Annotated in this window: 17 protein-coding genes and 1 other annotated feature (1 of these 18 only partly in view); all 17 genes read left to right on the top strand. The window is 39.9% G+C overall.

Going from position 1 to position 16,207, the window contains the following annotated elements; all coding sequences use genetic code 11:
- The first annotated feature begins 27 nt into the window (after positions 1 to 27).
- Positions 28 to 1,236: a bifunctional folylpolyglutamate synthase/dihydrofolate synthase gene (locus P5G49_RS06580; RefSeq protein ID WP_301242694.1), complete on the top strand. Its 1,209-nt coding sequence runs from the start codon at positions 28 to 30 to the stop codon at positions 1,234 to 1,236.
- A gap of 149 nt (positions 1,237 to 1,385) precedes the next feature.
- Positions 1,386 to 3,092: a sensor domain-containing diguanylate cyclase gene (locus P5G49_RS06575; RefSeq protein ID WP_301242693.1), complete on the top strand. Its 1,707-nt coding sequence runs from the start codon at positions 1,386 to 1,388 to the stop codon at positions 3,090 to 3,092.
- Between the two features lie 18 nt (positions 3,093 to 3,110).
- Positions 3,111 to 4,841 carry a sensor domain-containing diguanylate cyclase gene (locus tag P5G49_RS06570; protein WP_301242692.1) on the top strand — a complete coding sequence of 577 codons (1,731 nt, stop codon included), beginning with the start codon at positions 3,111 to 3,113 and terminating at the stop codon, positions 4,839 to 4,841.
- 128 nt (positions 4,842 to 4,969) lie between these two features.
- Entirely contained in the window at positions 4,970 to 5,725 is a 756-nt protein-coding gene (locus P5G49_RS06565) for a prepilin peptidase (RefSeq protein WP_301242691.1), read from the top strand.
- Positions 5,726 to 5,814: 89 nt separating this feature from the next.
- Positions 5,815 to 6,480, top strand: a complete 666-nt coding sequence (locus tag P5G49_RS06560) for a hypothetical protein (protein WP_301242690.1) — start codon at positions 5,815 to 5,817, stop codon at positions 6,478 to 6,480.
- Positions 6,481 to 6,576: 96 nt separating this feature from the next.
- A complete protein-coding gene (locus tag P5G49_RS06555) occupies positions 6,577 to 7,176 on the top strand; it encodes a Maf family protein (protein WP_301242689.1) in 600 nt (199 codons plus the stop codon).
- A gap of 28 nt (positions 7,177 to 7,204) precedes the next feature.
- Entirely contained in the window at positions 7,205 to 7,882 is a 678-nt protein-coding gene (gene radC / locus P5G49_RS06550; protein ID WP_301242848.1) for a RadC family protein, read from the top strand.
- A gap of 263 nt (positions 7,883 to 8,145) precedes the next feature.
- On the top strand, positions 8,146 to 9,162 hold the full coding sequence (locus tag P5G49_RS06545; protein WP_301242688.1) for a rod shape-determining protein: 1,017 nt from the start codon (positions 8,146 to 8,148) through the stop codon (positions 9,160 to 9,162).
- Between the two features lie 18 nt (positions 9,163 to 9,180).
- On the top strand, positions 9,181 to 10,074 hold the full coding sequence (gene mreC / locus P5G49_RS06540; RefSeq protein WP_301242687.1) for a rod shape-determining protein MreC: 894 nt from the start codon (positions 9,181 to 9,183) through the stop codon (positions 10,072 to 10,074).
- On the top strand, positions 10,071 to 10,589 hold the full coding sequence (mreD, locus tag P5G49_RS06535) for a rod shape-determining protein MreD (RefSeq protein WP_301242686.1): 519 nt from the start codon (positions 10,071 to 10,073) through the stop codon (positions 10,587 to 10,589). Before mreC ends, mreD begins: the two co-directional genes overlap by 4 nt.
- A gap of 26 nt (positions 10,590 to 10,615) precedes the next feature.
- On the top strand, positions 10,616 to 11,287 hold the full coding sequence (gene minC / locus P5G49_RS06530; protein WP_301242685.1) for a septum site-determining protein MinC: 672 nt from the start codon (positions 10,616 to 10,618) through the stop codon (positions 11,285 to 11,287).
- 2 nt (positions 11,288 to 11,289) lie between these two features.
- Positions 11,290 to 12,087, top strand: a complete 798-nt coding sequence (gene minD, locus P5G49_RS06525; protein ID WP_301242684.1) for a septum site-determining protein MinD — start codon at positions 11,290 to 11,292, stop codon at positions 12,085 to 12,087.
- Between the two features lie 229 nt (positions 12,088 to 12,316).
- A complete protein-coding gene (locus tag P5G49_RS06520) occupies positions 12,317 to 12,868 on the top strand; it encodes a sigma-70 family RNA polymerase sigma factor (protein WP_301242847.1) in 552 nt (183 codons plus the stop codon).
- 3 nt (positions 12,869 to 12,871) lie between these two features.
- On the top strand, positions 12,872 to 13,294 hold the full coding sequence (locus P5G49_RS06515; protein WP_301242683.1) for a PadR family transcriptional regulator: 423 nt from the start codon (positions 12,872 to 12,874) through the stop codon (positions 13,292 to 13,294).
- The gene (locus P5G49_RS06510) at positions 13,291 to 14,625 is read left to right on the top strand and encodes an FtsW/RodA/SpoVE family cell cycle protein (protein WP_301242682.1); all 1,335 of its coding nucleotides are present in this window, start codon (positions 13,291 to 13,293) and stop codon (positions 14,623 to 14,625) included. The genes P5G49_RS06515 and P5G49_RS06510 overlap by 4 nt, the downstream gene beginning before the upstream one ends.
- Before the next feature lie 349 nt (positions 14,626 to 14,974).
- Complete coding sequence (locus P5G49_RS06505) at positions 14,975 to 15,523, top strand: M23 family metallopeptidase (protein ID WP_301242681.1); 549 nt, start codon at positions 14,975 to 14,977, stop codon at positions 15,521 to 15,523.
- Complete coding sequence (locus P5G49_RS06500) at positions 15,520 to 16,134, top strand: site-2 protease family protein (protein ID WP_301242680.1); 615 nt, start codon at positions 15,520 to 15,522, stop codon at positions 16,132 to 16,134. Before P5G49_RS06505 ends, P5G49_RS06500 begins: the two co-directional genes overlap by 4 nt.
- Positions 16,135 to 16,173: 39 nt before the next feature.
- Positions 16,174 to 16,207: a sequence feature (ribosomal protein L21 leader region), on the top strand; it runs 40 nt beyond the window's last position.

The raw sequence follows: 16,207 nt of genomic DNA, 5'->3' as shown, positions 1-16,207 counted from the left end.
CTGATTCTATCATAAGGAGAGAGAGTTTTGATTCCAAAATTTGATGAATATAAAGAACGATACGAACTATATAGCGATGATGCGATAAAGCCTGGACTTGAGAGTATCCGTGCAGCGCTTCTGAAGGTGGGGAATCCCGAAAAACAATTGAATGTCATTCATGTTGCTGGTACAAATGGTAAAGGTTCCACAATTGCATTCATGGAGTCCATTTTAAAAGAACATGGATACTCTACCGGGGTGTTTTCGTCGCCCGCGTTGGTTGATGTCCATGATCAGATACGTCTAAATGGGTTGCCGATTAATCAGGAAGAAATGGACAAATCATTTTTGCAAATGAAAAAAGCGGGGCTTAGCGGGATGCTTACGGATTTTGAATTGCTTACCGTCGCCGCATTCCTCACGTTTGAAAGGAACGCCCCAGACTACGCCCTTATTGAATGTGGAATGGGAGGTAAATTGGACAGCACGAACGTCGTGATGCCACTTGTTTCAGTCATCACCTCGATAGCTCTCGATCATGTCGGATTCCTTGGTGAGACGATAGAGGAAATTACTGAACAGAAGGCGGGGATAATTAAGAAGAATATGCCAGTGGTAATTGGCTTGTTACCCGAGGAAGCTTGTACTGTTATCCGCAAAAAGACTATGGAAATGAATAGTGAGTTATCGGTCTACGGTGAGGACTTTAGTATGAAGCCTGGAGAAAGGTTTGAAGGGGATATCGAAGTACCTATACCAACTAGAAAGATGAAAGGCCCGCATCAGGCAATCAATGCAGCAATTGCAATCGAGGCATTATGGAAAGCAGGCATGAAATTACAGGAAGTCGCTGTTGCTAAAGGTATTGCAAATACTTCACTACTTTATCGGTTTCAAGAAATAGAAAAAGGGGTATTTGTTGATGGTGCCCATAATCCGGCTGCCGCAAAGATGTTAGCAGAAACGATACGCAATGAATTTCCTGGTGAAAAAGTCGATTTCGTGATTGGTATGTTGAAAACTAAAGACATCAGGAGGACATTGGATGAATTGATTCCAGTTGCTGAATCGTTCACCTTTGTCGATTTTGACCATCCACAAGCTGCCTCAGCGGAGGAATTAATGGAAAGTTGTCTATATAATATAAAAAGGATGACAAATCTCACTAATGATACTATAATACTAAGTAAGGAAAATAATAGAAAGCGAATAGTCGCAGGGTCACTTTATTTACTCAGTAGACTTTTGACCTAATGCTCTATCAAAAAACTAAATGAAAAACTAACTATATTTAAATTGGTTCATCAAATAATCAGTGGGACCGAATGCAACAGGGTTCCACTGATTGATATTTTTAATTGGGTTTTAATACATTCTTAGTGAATCGGTGGGGGGGAAGCGGGTTGTCTGAAAAGAAATGGTATACAGTATCTCAGTTTATCATCTGGTTACTTATCGTTCCTCCAGGTATCTTATATTTCCTTTCAAATCAGATGCCCGAAGAGCTTAATTTATTATATTTCTTTTTGTTCGTTATTTTCAGTGTGTTAACAGCCTTGCTCCCTATAAAGTTAAAAGGTGATCCTATAACTTTGCTCATGTGGGTAACGATTCCCGCCTTCCTTCTTTACGGTATAGCTATTGAAATGATTGCTATGCAATTCGCTTCAATTGCAAGCCTGTTTGTTTCCAAGGGTAATTTGCAAAGTAAAATCCAACGTTTTTTCATTAACTCGATTATGATGTTCATCTTATCAATCATTAGTGCTGGGGCTTTCTATTTAGTGGGAGGCCAAATCGGTTCAATGGACTTTTGGTCTCTTCTTATAGCTGTTTCGGTCTATAGGCTAATTCACACGACAGCAAATATAGGGTTTATCAACTTCTATTTGCAGTTACGTGGTTTGAAGAACCCATTCACGAAAAAGGACATTGGATATGAGTATTCGACTATTGTCTTGATATTACCATTAGCATTGACATTTTATTTCCTATTAAATCTGATTGGGGCATCGGCGTTTTTATTGATAGGTACTCCGTTCTTCTTAACAATATTTTTCATACGCCTTTATGGCCGCTCGGAGAAAGTAAATGACCTCATCAAAAGAACAGGGGAAATAGGGAGCAGTTTATCAGTATTGACTGATGTTGATAAAGTGACTGAACAGTTCATAGCGAAGACTCGTGAATTGTTCTATGCTGATACTGTTTTTTTATTTAACAACCACGATCAATGGTTGGAACTCGATAAAATCCATGAAAAATCACGGTTAGCAAATCGGAATTCAAGTTCCATCCGATTAAGTGAAGGCATTGCAAGGATGGTACTAACGACTAATGAACCTGTCATTTATACAAAAAGGAATGATTTTAAACAGTTTTCCACAGTTTCTGTTCCAGATGAAATCGAAAGTGTCCTTTGTATACCGTTAACTCATAACAATAAGACAGGAGGAATTCTTCTATTAGGTTCAAATCGGAAATCTGCATTTAAAGATTACCAATTGAAGATACTGGAATTACTTGGGTCTTATTATATCGTGGCGTTAGATAAGGCACGTTATGTTCAAGAAGCCTTACTAAGAAGTGAACGATGTGCATTGACTAATCTTTACAATTATAGATATTTGGAAGAAAGACTTCATTATGAAATGGATCGGATGGAGAAAAGGGATATTGACGACCTATCAGTAGTTATGCTCGATATTGACCGTTTCAAAGTAGTAAATGATACGTATGGGCATCAAAGTGGAAACGACATTTTAAAAGGATTGGCGGAAGTTCTTAAGGATGCTTTACCGGAAAATGGGACTGTTGGACGGTATGGAGGGGAAGAATTTATCTTTCTCTTACCCGGGTTCTCTAAAACGGATGCTCTGAAATTCGCAGAACAAATTAGAAATACTATTAAAGAGCATCCATTCATAATTATTCCTGATTTAAGTCCGGATAAGCATGAAATAGTAGTGAATATTACTACAAGTATTGGAGTGACAAGTGCGCCTTTTGATGGAGATGAAGCAATGGCTTTGCTGCGAAATGCTGATCGGGCATTATATATAGGAGCGAAGCAGGCGGGCCGAGATCGAGTCGCGGCGTATGCGAGATAATGGGTGGAGGGTTGAGAAATGAATGTAACTGCTGCGAATAAAAGGAATATCTATATTTTGTGGTTATTAGTCGTTCCTATGTCATTTTATTTGGCCCTGAATTTCTTTCCATCCAATGATTTTGACTATATGAATATGTTCATTTCTCTTGCGTTTTTGATAGCGATCATGATGATATCGATCCCGTTGGAGAGGGTTTCCATTACGCTTGAGAAATGGATCATTTTCTCGCTATTCTTCCAATATGGTGTTTTTGCGGAAATGGTTTTTATGCAAATCGGTATGTTTATCTTATTGTTTACATTGAAATCTCCAACACCAAAACCATTTAGATTCGCATCCAATTCAATTGTTTTTTCGGTTGTTTCACTTGTGAGTGGTTATGTTTTTTATGCATTCGGTGGCTCTTTGCAATCTATGACTTTGGTTAATTTTTTTATAGCCGGTTTCATTTACGCATCGGTGTATTCGTTGGTCAATAGCTTATTGCTATTCGTACTCTTAAAAATGTTAAAGCAAAATAGTTCCGATAAGAAAAAAGTTGTATTATGGGATTTTGTGACGACGATACTGTTATTGCCATTTGCAATTATCTTTACCCTTTTGTTCCAACAAATTGGTGGAAAGGCTTTCTTGCTCATTGGTGTGCCTTTCCTGTTAGTTTTATTAGTAACGAGTAATTTTTTGAAGTCCGACAGATTAAGTGATTTGCTCTCTTCGGCAGCTGTAATTGGCCATCACCTTGCGGAAAGTCTCCGTGTAGATGATGTCTTACATACATTTGTCGAAAAAATTAAAAATGTAATTCCCTACGAAAGTGCGTATATCATCGATTTGCGTGTTGGTGGAAATCTAATCATGTTATCCTGTGTGGAAGGTGAAACTCACCGGGTCAACGCAAGCAATTTGGTACTTCCGAGTAAAAATCCCGAGGATGATGGCCTTGACGTCGAGACGACAAAAATGTATTTAACGAAAAAGAGCTTGTCCGCATTAAATGGTTTTACATTTGCTCCATCGGTTGAAAGTGTAATGACTGCCCCAATAAAAAGAGATGGCAAAACGGAAGGTTTTCTCATATTAACATCAAATCAAAAATTCGCTTTTGAAGAAGTGCAGGCAAAAATGGTGGATCTATTAACGGGGTACTTTGCTACCGCGTTGGTGAAGGCAAGATATTATGAAAAAACTGTGGAAAAGAGTACGAGATGCGCACTGACGGGATTACGAAACTATCACTACCTCGAACAAAAACTGGATGAGGAAATTGTCCTTTTGCATACAGGGGAAATTTATAGTCTGTCTGCAATCATGTTGGATATCGACCGTTTCAAGTCCATCAATGATACGTATGGCCATCAGAGTGGAAATGATTTGCTTGCAGCACTTGCGAATCTTCTTAAGAAATACCAACTTGAAAGGATGACATTGGCTCGTTATGGGGGAGAAGAATTCACAATTATCCTACCGAATTTTTCGAAAGAAGAAGCTGTTAAACTTGCAGAATTGATTCGAAAGGATGTTGAGAAATCGAGTTTCGAAATCATTCCTGACTTATCGGACGATCAAGAACCGGTTGGTGTCCAATTGACAATTAGCCTTGGGGTTGCAAGCATGCCGGAAGATGCGAAAGATGGGAAGGACCTTCTCAGAAATGCTGATCGTGCACTCTATATTGGAGGAAAACAGGCGGGACGAAATCGCGTTGGGGTATATGAGGAAAATAGTGATATAAAAGTTACAAATTAGAGCCATGCATTTTATCATCCTGATTTGGTCAATCTTATGGATGAAAGCCTCAAAGTGTTGTCCCGCCCCCCTTCAGGAAAACAGAATCCGACAACTTATATTAAAATGCCGGAAATGAGTGATAGCGAATGAACTTTGTCTGGATATTCCTATTTTTCGTATACGGCTCAGTTTTTGGTTCCTTTTTCAACGTAGTTGGCCTTCGGGTGCCGAAAAAGGAATCAGTTGCCACACCTCCGTCTTATTGCACAACTTGTGGCCGAAAACTTGGGCTGTATGATCTGATCCCCGTTCTCTCATATATCGTCCTTCGGGGGAAATGTCGTGGATGTGGTCAAAAAATCAGTGCAATCTATCCTGCTATGGAGCTTATCACGGGGGTATTGTATGCGTTTGCATTTTTTCAGTTAGGTTTCAGTAAGGAATTATTCATTGCCATTTTATTTATTTCATTATTAGTTATTATAACCGTATCCGATATTACATATATGACCATACCTGACAGAGTGCTTCTGCCTTTCGCTGTATCGTTTTTGATCCTTAGGTGGCTGATACCAACGACTCCATGGTGGGACAGCTTCCAAGGGGCTGCTATCGGTTTCAGTGTGCTGTTTCTGATTGCAAATTTGTCGAAAGGTGGAATGGGCGGCGGAGATATAAAGCTATTTTTCGTCATCGGACTCGTTCTTGGTACTACAAACACATTATTGACGCTGTTCTTAGCTTCGATTATCGGATCTATTGTAGGGATTTATGTGCTGAAGAAAACAGGTAAAGGTAGGAAAACCCCCGTTGCTTTTGGGCCATCAATTGCACTTGCTGCTATCATCTCTTACTTCTTTGGAGTGGAAGTTGTCGAATGGTATCAGCAATTATTCTTTTAAGTCGAGAAATTTTCAAGGACAAGGCGACATACGTCTTGTTCTTTTTCATGTTTGATCTGATACGGTTACTAAAAACGGGGTGGTCAAACATGAACTTCAGAAAAAAATATTCAAAAGTGACAGTTGCGGCAGCGATGCTCCATGGAGTAATTATTGGTATAGCGGCGGTTGCACTTGTTGGATTCATAATCGTCGGAACGAATGGAAAAGGGAAAGAAAAAGCAGTAGAGAACGAGGTGGTAACGAATAAACCGCAGGAGACAGTCGAAACAACTCCGACATCTGGTCCTGCAATTTCTAACGAAACACCTTTGAAATTGTACGCAAAGCAGCATGGAGTCTTTTCTTCGGCAGAGTCCGCTGGACAACTTATAGCGGACGATCCGTCATTAGGGAAGGCTACTATCCTTGAAGTGGGGGGGCAGTACTATGTATGGAGTGCTGTTGGCATCATCGAAGAAGAAATCGAAGTTAGTGAGTTTGAAGGGACTTTTCGAAAGCCTTTCTTCGTGAACACGAACACTTGTAATACAGTCGGGGCAGGGAAATTGAGAAAAGCATTAAGTGAAACGGAATTATCGCAAATTAAAACTTTGACATCTACCTCCGAAGGTGAAAATGAGGATCCGAAAGTTGCCGAGTTCCGAAAGCACATTGTTGCTGTGACGGCGTTTACTAACGATTTAAGGGTTATTCGCCTAAAGCTTTTAGCCCATTATTCACATAATGATGGCTGTGTGGATATAAATTTTTAATGCGGAAAAACGGGTCAAAATGAAATTTCCGTGGATTTGAGAAAATTTTCAATCACCTCCTTCTCCAGTATGATAAAGAAAAAGGAGGTAAGTTGAATGCAATTCATATCAAACAGACAAATTGTTTTGGCATCAGGTTCGCCAAGAAGACGTGAGCTTTTAGGGGTTTTAGGCATTCCGATTAAGGTCTTACCAAGCAATATTGATGAAAATGTTGAGTTGATCGATGGGGACTTTAATGTTTATGTCCAAAAACTCTCAATGAAAAAAGCAGATGCCGTAGCGAAGCAGGAACCGGATGCAGTCGTAATAGCTGCTGATACGATCGTTGTTTTCGAGGGCGAAGTGTACCCTAAACCGGGAACGGAAGAGCAGGCTGAAGCATTTTTAAAGAAGTTTTCGGGTAAGACGCACTCTGTATTCACTGGAGTGAGCGTTTTAGGTGCAGGGAAAGAAATCATTTTCTCCGTTGAGACGAAAGTGGCATTCAAGGCGCTTGACGAACAATTGATAAAGGCCTATGTCGACTCGGGTGATCCAATGGACAAGGCCGGTGGCTACGGCATCCAAACTGCCGGAGTCCTGTTAGTCGATAAAATCGAAGGCGACTATTCAAATGTTGTCGGACTCCCGCTATCCAAATTGGTAGAGATTCTACGCAGTGAAGGCATCATCCAACTGAAGGAGGGTGAATGATTCCTTGACAGTTGACCTAAAAGATAAAATGATGATCCGGGATGTACATATCGCGGACAGACCTCGTGAAAGGCTAATCCGCCAAGGTGCGGCAAGTTTGTCGAACCAAGAGTTGGTTGCAATTCTGCTTAGGACAGGCACGAAGGAAGAATCCGTATTATTGCTTGCGAACAGAATATTGAACTCATTCGATAAGATACAGGACTTGAAAGATGCTACAGTTGAGGAAATGATGGCGGTGAAAGGAATTGGACAGGCAAAGGCTGTTCAAGTTCTTGCCGCGGCTGAAATTGGTAAAAGGATTTATCGAAAGCATTCCGAAGGGCGCTATGTCATTAAGTCTCCAGAAGATGCCGCCGCCTATTTAATGACGGACATGTCTTCTTTACTGCAGGAGCATTTTGTCGTTTTGTTTTTGAATGTAAAGAACGAAGTGTTGCATAAGCAGACAATCTTTATCGGTAGCCTAAATTCATCCATTGTACATCCGCGCGAAATATTTCGTGAGGCTGTAAAACGCTCTGCAGCTTCGATAATTGTTTCACACAACCATCCATCCGGAAATCCGGCACCGTCACCTGAAGATATCGAGGTGACGAAAAGATTGGTTGAAGCGGGAGCTATTATGGGAATCGAATTGCTTGATCATGTCATCATTGGTGATCATCGTTTTATAAGCTTGAAAGAAAAAGGCTATATGAGTTGAGTAGTTAGTTAGTAAGTTAGTTAGTAAATTACTCCTTGTTTGGTAAAATGAACAAGCAAAGTAGATCCGTTTTGAATGCGAGAGTTACTGTCGCACGTAGGGTTGATTGTATTTATTACAGAAATATGTCAAAAGAAGCCCTAAGTATCAAAATTTTACTTATTTCTCTTGTCACTGTGAATTTGTTCTCCAATCCGTTATAATGTGGTGTATGATTTCAAGAAGACCATTTTGTGACGGTCGAATAGAAAGGAAGAACAAATTTGTTTGGATTTGGATCAAGAGATGTCGGGATTGACCTCGGCACAGCAAATACATTGGTTTTCATTAAAGGAAAAGGGATCGTTCTAAGAGAACCATCCGTTGTTGCAAAAAATACAGTTACGAATGAAATCGTTGCAGTTGGATCAGCGGCTAAAAATATGATCGGACGTACACCGGGTTCTATCGTGGCTACACGCCCGATGAAAGACGGAGTCATTGCAGACTTTGAAATTACAACGGCAATGATTGAACATTATATGAAAGAGGCTACTAAAGCAGCAGGCGGTAATTGGAAGAAGCCGAACGTCATGGTTTGTGTTCCTTTCGGTATCACTTCTGTTGAGCAACGCGCGGTAATTGACGCTGCAAGACAAGCCGGAGCTAAAGACGCGTTTACAATTGAGGAACCATTTGCTGCGGCGATCGGTGCGAATTTGCCTGTTTGGGAACCTACGGGCAGCATGGTCGTCGATATAGGTGGCGGTACTACAGAAGTCGCTGTAATCTCTTTAGGCGGAATCGTGACAAGCGAATCAATTCGCGTTGGCGGAGACTCAATGGATGGTGCAATCATAAGCTATATCCGTAAAGTCTATAATTTGACAATCGGTGAACGTACAGCTGAAGCTATTAAAATCGAAATCGGTTCAGCGAGAGTATCTACCAAACCGGAGAAAATGGAAATCAGAGGCCGTGATCTATTGACAGGTCTACCGAAAACATTAGAAGTTTCCTCTGACGAAATAGTCGAGGCACTCCGTGAGTCCATTTCACAGATTATTGAAGGCGTTAAGAAAACATTGGAAGCAACACCACCTGAACTTTCTGCAGATGTTATGGAACGCGGGATTGTATTGACGGGTGGAGGGGCTCTTCTTGAAAACTTGGACAAAGTCATTTCGGATGAAACGAATATGCCTGTTTTCATAGCAGAAGACCCACTTGATTGCGTAGCAATCGGAACTGGGAAAGCACTGGATAATTTTGATGTGATTAAAAAGATGCAGGCTAGGTAATGAGGGAGGATTTTGGCAATGCCGCGATTTTTTTCGAATAAACGGTTGATATTATTGCTTGTGGGCGTCATCGTCCTTGTAGCATTAATTTCATTCACATTAAAAGACAGGCAGAATGCCACCCTTCCCGAACAAATCGTAAAAGATGTCGTCGGTTTCGGGCAATCCTTGTTCTCGAAACCGGCTCATTTTCTTACCGGCACATTGGATAAAATCGATGGAATCTTGAATACATATGAAGAAAACAAACATTTGAAAGCAAGATTAAAAGAATACGCTTCCACACAGGCTGAACTAGCAGATTTGAGAGCCGATAATGAGAAGTTACGTCAAATCATCGGCAAGGAAGAGAGTCTTCGTGATTATTCTCCGATTCATGCAACTGTCATTTCCCGTAACCCCGATCAATGGGAAGAGAAAATCATCATTGATAAAGGGGAAGTGGAAGGTGTTAAGTTGAACATGGCTGTAATGACTTCCAGCGGTTTAATCGGAAAAGTGGTCCTTGTCACCCCATTCAGGTCGACTGTTGAACTACTTTCAACCGAAAACCGTAATTTTCGGGTTGCTGTAGTTATTCCGGGTAAAGAATCAATTTTTGGTTTGATAGAAGGATATGATCGGACTCGTGGAGAATTAATTATGAAGAGGATTGATTCCGATTTCGATGTAAAGGAAGGGCAATTGGTTCAGTCTTCAGGTCTTGGAGGGATTTTTCCAAAGGGCCTCGTAATTGGCGAAGTAACAGAAGTTTCAACAGATGATTTCGGATTGACGAAATTGGCATATATTCGCCCTGCCGCAGATTTCGGCATGTTGGATCACGTAATGGTGGCAAAAAGATCGTCCGTTATTGTCTCAGGCACTGATGGGGAGGTTGCCGAGGAAGAAGAGGGGGAGGATGGATCGTGATCAGGTTCATAATCCCTCTTATTGCTGTCGTATTATTTTTCCTCGAACCGGTTTTCAGTCTCTTCTCACCTGTAACAATAGCGGATAGTCAATATACACTTGTTCCGCGATTTGTCATCGTCTATCTGATTTTTATCGCTGTTTACTACAGTCGACAACGCGCAATCATCTATGGAATCGTTCTTGGACTCTTGTATGATATGTATCACATTGATATTATTGGAGTATATACTTTTTTATATCCGGTGATCTGCTATCTCGCGACATTGATGATTCGACAAGTACATCGTCATATTTTCACAGTGATGTTCTTGTCGTTGATCATGATTGCGTTGCTTGAAATCTTGTCGTACTTTTTTGCCAGCTTGATTGCTTTGACGGCAATCGGATTCGAAGAATTCCTTGTGAGCAGGCTTTCGCCGACAATGATTGCCAATTCCATCTTTGTTAGCATGTTTGGCTATTTCTTTAAGCAACTGATTGATAAAAGAGGATTGGAAAAGACCGGATTATAAACCTTGAGAAATTGTGAGGGACGCAAATGACGAAACAGCACTATGTAACAATAAAAGGGACAAAAGACGGACTTGTCCTCCGACTTGACGACAAATGCGCTTATTCGGACATGATTGCAGAACTCCGCAATAAAGTCAGCGAAAACAGTCTTGATGGGCTGGCAGAAGTAAAAGTCCATATCGGAACCCGCTACTGCAATGAAGAAGAACTAAGGGAAATTATGAATGTCGTCCACGAATCACCACATTTACGAGTTTCGAAGATTCAAAGCGAAGTGATAACAATTGAAGAGTGCAATCGTAAGATTTTAGAAAATCAATCAGAAACGTACATCGGTATTGTCCGCTCGGGACAAGTTGTGAAGGCCGATGGGGATCTTGTTGTAATCGGCGACGTCAATCCGAACGGCCGGGTTGTGGCGGCGGGCAGCATATATATTTTAGGAAGATTGAAAGGGATCGCACATGCGGGGGCGACTGGAAACGAAGAGGCGGTAATCGCAGCTTCCTGGTTAGAAGCCACGCATTTGATGATAGCGGACAAGATGGAAACGATGACTGATGAGCTGACGATATTGTCGGAACAGCCTGAGATGGAATGTGCATACATACATCCAAATGGCTTCATAGCCATCGACCGTTTACAGGAGCTTCGGATTCTCCGGCCTAATCTGTCAACATTCAAAGGAGGGAGCTAATTGTGGGAGAAGCAATCGTAATAACGTCTGGAAAAGGTGGGGTCGGTAAAACGACAACATCCGCGAATCTAGGTACAGCCTTGGCTCTACAAGGTAAAAAAGTCTGTTTAGTCGATACGGATATTGGACTTCGCAATCTTGATGTCATCTTAGGGCTTGAAAACCGTATCATCTATGACCTTGTAGATGTAATTTCCGGGCGATGCAAAATTCATCAGGCGCTTGTCAAAGACAAGCGTTTTGAAGATGGTCTATTTTTACTTCCAGCGGCACAGACAACAGATAAAAATGCTGTAACTCCGGAAGAAATGAAAGAACTTATTACTGAGTTGAAAAGGGACTATGATTATATTTTAATCGATTGTCCTGCAGGTATTGAACAAGGTTATAAAAATGCCGTCGCCGGCGCGGACAGAGCAATCGTAGTGACAACACCGGAAATTTCGGCAGTTCGGGACGCTGATCGGATCATTGGACTCCTTGAACAGGAAGATATTGAACCACCGAAGCTGATTGTCAACCGCATTAAGAGCCGACTTGTAAACAGCGGCGAAGCACTTGATGTAAATGAAATTACAATGCATCTATCCATCGATCTTCTTGGTATCGTTTTGGATGATGAAAACGTTATCTCTTCCTCCAATAGAGGAGAGCCTGTAGTAATGGACCCTTCAAATCCAGCAGCAATCGGCTACAGAAACATCGCCCGTCGAATTTTAGGCGAATCTGTACCACTCATGTCCTTGGACGAAGGAAGACCCGGTTTCTTCGGCAAACTTAAATCATTATTTGTTAAATAAGACCCCTAACGAATGTTAGGGGTTCAGACTGTAGACAAACACCCTGATTTTTGGTGTTGCTACGGTCTTTTTTCTTTTAAAAAAGAGATAAAGCTGTAAAAGTTGAGCAGTTAGTTCATCCTTCGGCTTCCGTACCGAAGTACTTCAAACAGACGGTCATAAAAAAAATATTTTTTCAAACCGAATGAAGGGTAGCTTCGTCTAAGATATATGAGGGGGTGACAACTTGATGAAAGAACTAAACCAATTGGCGGTGACAGATGAAATGATGCTGGATGAGCGTGATCAGATCATTGATCAATTAATGCGTGAATACAGCGATGATATCCTGCATCTTGTCTATACATATGTAAAAAACCGAACCATAGCAGAAGATTTAGCACAAGAGATATTTATAAAGTGTTATGAAAAATTAAATCAATTTAATCGGCAGTCAACAATAAAAACTTGGCTATATCGCATTGCGAGTAATCATTGCAAGGACTATTTAAGAAGCTGGCATTATCGCAAAATAACGCTTAGCAATAAAGTATTTGACCATATCCCTTCTAAGTCAAAACAGGTGGAAGAGGAGGTTATCAAGCATAGTGAAGAAAATAACTTAACGAATGCCGTCATGAATTTGCCTCTAAAGTACAGAGAAGTCGTATTTCTACATTATTATGAAGAACTGTCTTTAAAAGAGATAAGCAAGATTACTTCAGTAAATATAAATACATTAAAAACGAGATTAAAGCGTGCGAAGGAATTATTAAAAGACAAGATGATAGAGGAGGTTTAGGAGATGAATGATCCATTTAAGAACCTGAAGAGTTCGATGGAAAAATCAATATTCAAGGATTTTTCTTTTTCTAATGAAAGAAAAAATGCCGTGCGTGAAGCCATTCGTACGAATCAGCAATCACAATATCATACAGAAACCATTATAGCTATATTAGAATCTGTTCAGCATGAATCAAAGGATGGCTACAATATTTCCGTCCAACTTTTTCAAAAAAATGAACGTGCTTTCCAAAAAAATGAAGGGCAGCTTTATACACTGCTACATCTATTAGAAAATAAAGAAATGCTTACTTCAAATTGGATAAATAACAAGAAATATTATTCTTTAAACTCCAAAGGTAAAAAATACTTAGCTACTTATAAACAAGATAGCACTAAACAAGGATTATCCCTTAATCCTTTCATAAGGGAGGCAACTTTATGAGTTCTCCCAAATTTGAAGAATTTTTAAGCAAAGTCACTTCCAAAGTCAAATCTACGGAGGCCCACAACAGGATAAAAAAAGAGCTTACTCATCATCTGCAAGAGTTAAGTCAATCTTACAAAAAAAGAGGATTTTCTGAAGAAGATTCAGATGAAAAAGCCATTCAAGAAATGGGAAATCCATTTATTATTGGAGAGAAATTAAATCACCTTTATAAGCCAAAAATGGATTGGATTCTAATTGTTTTATTTGTTATTTTTGCTAGTATCAGTTTTCTCCCGTTAGTTGGTGGAATTCCCGGGATTTCATCATCAATCACCAATATTATGGGGAGACAAGCTATCTGGTACTCCTTAGCTGCTCTTGTGATTATTGGGTTTCTTTTCTTTAATTATCAAAAATCAAAGAATTGGTGGATGCACTTTTATGCTATCGGCTTGTTCATTCACGTATATCTCTATTTATTTGGATATACGGTCAACGGAGCAAAAAAATGGATTTCACTTCCAGGCCTAACGGTCGATGGCACTCTATTGAGTTTATTTTTCATTTTCCTGGCTTGGGCCGGTATTTTTAACAAAATAAATGAGTTTCGCAGTTGGAAAAAACAAGGATTTCTTCTTGTTTTATTTTGGATTCCCATATTGCTCTACATGATAGTGCCAAACTTTATGGTTGGGGTCATTTACTTTTTCTGTTTACTAGGAATGTTTACATTTGCACGTGTTCATAAGAAATTAGCTATCAACCTATTCGTATCAAATCTAGTGGCTGGTATCATCTTCATCATTATGATTATTACTACGACCTCACACCAAAGTTATTTTCTTACTAGATTATCTACTTTTATAAACCCAAATGCCGATCCAAATGGAGCCGGATATATGTATAGGGTCGTTAGGAATGTCCTTGCAGAAGCGGGATGGTTTGGTAACGGACTTAATAATGATTTGAAATTTCAATTGTTGCCAGAATCACATACAGATTTTGCTTTCCCCTTCCTCGTCTATTCTCTTGGTTGGACATTCGGAATCGGTATTTGTTTGGTTCTGCTGATTTTTATTTTAAGAATCTCAAAAAATGCATTTAAAACAAAAGATCATTATGGGAGATTAATCGTAATCGGTGGTGCTGTATTATTTGCCGTTCCTACTACTTGGAATATATTGATGGCCTTTGGAATCGTGCCCATCATGGAAGTTTCCCTGCCGTTTATTAGTTATGGAGGAAGTGCAATCCTCTTTTACGCTGCTGTTTTAGGGTTCATTTTAAATGTTTATCGAAGAAAGGATATTGTAGAACCCACGATAGCAGATGATATAAACATTTAAAGTCAAAAATCTGAATGATGATAAAAAGGGCGACAGCTAAATAATAGTTGTCGCCTTTTTCTTAATCTCGAAGTACCGGTAATTTGATGAAATAACTGGTTTTATAATGACAGATAAAGACATTGAGACTATTGAAGTATATATCAATGAGGAACGTAGTGGTTTTGATATAATATCCTAAGAGATACGGCCAATATTTACGCTATCGGGCACTTTTCTTGTATAGCACACGCTTAGTTGATTGAAGCGGAAATCCCGTGTAGTTTTATAAAAGATAAGAATCAACTCATTTGCCCATAATATTCATAGAACTACCGTCATATACTGAGAAAAAAGGTGGTGTGGCGGGGTGAAATGGAAAACAAAGTGGGTGTTAGCAATAATTGTAGCAATTGGTGTATTCAGCTTTGCCAAATTGGAGGAAATAGGCATCATTAACAAACCGGTTACCCAATATATAACGACGGGTAAAGATTTCATCGTTATGAAAAAATGGGTCTCCTCACTCATCGGCGATTCAAAAGAAGATACCATTGCAGTATCTGATAGTATTGAGGAACCCCCATTTGCTGCATATGAATCAATGCAACCCTATAAGGATGGCGTAATCGTTTCATATACAAATGCAATGCCGATCATCGCACAAGGGGACGGGCTCGTAGTATTTACTGGTTTTACCCGTCAATCAGGCAAAACGATTACAGTATTATACGAGGATGGCGATGAAGTAACGTACGGATTTGTTGGGACCTTACAAAAACTTCCCTATTCAACCGTAAAAAAGGGGGACACGCTCGCATTGATGAATGATGAAGCAATCTATTTAAAAGTGAAGCGGGAAGGAACTATACTTGATGCTGCAATACTGGCAACTTATTTCTCGGAAGACAGTAAATGAGGCTTCGACTTCATCCCATTTTAGCGCCCTTTTTCCTTTTGCTCTTCATATCGGGCGGACTGGCTTTTTATGCACTCATCTTCATTTCGTTGCTTGTACATGAGACTGGCCACATCATTGCCGCAAGGCTCTCAGGTATGAAAGTACGTATATGCACGATAATGCCTTATGGAGGAGAATTGCAGATTCCAAACAGGTATCTCTATGGAAAAAAAGAAAGAGTGATGGTCGCAATGGGTGGACCAATCGCAACGGCAATTCTCCTTGGCCTGGGATTACTCATAATGTTTCCAGGCAGCGATCAGTTCATACGTATCCAACTTGCCATTCTGCTAGTAAATCTATTGCCTGTTTTACCGTTAGATGGTGGACAGGCTATTAGCGCTCTTATTGAAAGTGATGCCAATAGATATAAAGTCAGGTCAGCATTTTTAATTTATTCGATTTCAATTTTATGCGTATTAATCCTATTATTATTTATTGGTTGGCCAAAAACTGTTTTAGCAATTGCACTTGCTTTATTTTTATTGATACAAAATATATCCGCTTTTAAGTTCCGAAAATATGAAAGAGCTTATGAGCTGTTAAAAAGAAAACAGTTGACGTCATAACTTCCACGTGGTAATATTTTAATGTTATTGTTTGTAGCACCCGTGCTACAACCGCACTGACAAGGTACAAGCA

Source organism: Sporosarcina highlanderae (genome assembly GCF_030433715.1).
In the GTDB taxonomy this organism is placed as follows: Bacteria; Bacillota; Bacilli; order Bacillales_A; family Planococcaceae; genus Sporosarcina; species Sporosarcina highlanderae.
This window is presented reverse-complemented; position numbering and strand designations above follow the sequence as displayed.

What these genes read in the sequence shown, in the direction of transcription:
- mreC (WP_301242687.1), top strand. Translation starts at nt 9,181, where the DNA reads ATGCCGCGATTTTTTTCGAATAAACGGTTGATATTATTGCTTGTGGGC.
- P5G49_RS06520 (WP_301242847.1), top strand. Translation starts at nt 12,317, where the DNA reads ATGAAAGAACTAAACCAATTGGCGGTGACAGATGAAATGATGCTGGAT.
- P5G49_RS06500 (WP_301242680.1), top strand. Translation starts at nt 15,520, where the DNA reads ATGAGGCTTCGACTTCATCCCATTTTAGCGCCCTTTTTCCTTTTGCTC.
- P5G49_RS06515 (WP_301242683.1), top strand. Translation starts at nt 12,872, where the DNA reads ATGAATGATCCATTTAAGAACCTGAAGAGTTCGATGGAAAAATCAATA.
- P5G49_RS06570 (WP_301242692.1), top strand. Translation starts at nt 3,111, where the DNA reads ATGAATGTAACTGCTGCGAATAAAAGGAATATCTATATTTTGTGGTTA.
- radC (WP_301242848.1), top strand. Translation starts at nt 7,205, where the DNA reads ATGATGATCCGGGATGTACATATCGCGGACAGACCTCGTGAAAGGCTA.
- minC (WP_301242685.1), top strand. Translation starts at nt 10,616, where the DNA reads ATGACGAAACAGCACTATGTAACAATAAAAGGGACAAAAGACGGACTT.
- P5G49_RS06560 (WP_301242690.1), top strand. Translation starts at nt 5,815, where the DNA reads ATGAACTTCAGAAAAAAATATTCAAAAGTGACAGTTGCGGCAGCGATG.
- P5G49_RS06510 (WP_301242682.1), top strand. Translation starts at nt 13,291, where the DNA reads ATGAGTTCTCCCAAATTTGAAGAATTTTTAAGCAAAGTCACTTCCAAA.
- P5G49_RS06565 (WP_301242691.1), top strand. Translation starts at nt 4,970, where the DNA reads ATGAACTTTGTCTGGATATTCCTATTTTTCGTATACGGCTCAGTTTTT.
- P5G49_RS06555 (WP_301242689.1), top strand. Translation starts at nt 6,577, where the DNA reads ATGCAATTCATATCAAACAGACAAATTGTTTTGGCATCAGGTTCGCCA.